The following is a 248-nucleotide window of genomic DNA, read 5'->3' as shown; positions in this document are numbered from 1 at the left end:
GTGTGGCCGGAAGAGGCGCAGCCTGGACCTCGGCGACCAACTGACCCGCCCACGGCAGGCAGCAAAGCGCGCCCACCATGATGCCGAACCAGGTTGCCTGGCCTGCAGAGAACTTCCGGAGTACGGGCTTTTGCAGGATTGCGCTGACTGAGGCGAGCACAGCGGCCAGGAGGCACAACAACACTCCGGCGACGTCCGCCGTCGAACGTTGCCCCGAACCCAGGGCGATCATCGCCACGCCGCAGAAC

At 66.5% G+C, this 248-nt stretch carries 1 pseudogene; it reads right to left on the bottom strand.

Features of this window, described 5'->3' with window-relative positions:
• Positions 1–248: pseudogene (locus ACPYOG_RS20210) on the bottom strand (EamA family transporter); the annotation flags it as partial.

The organism is Leifsonia sp. HAY1-4F (assembly GCF_056755275.1).
Note: the sequence above shows the minus strand (reverse complement) of the source record. Positions and strands in the feature narration are given on the sequence as shown.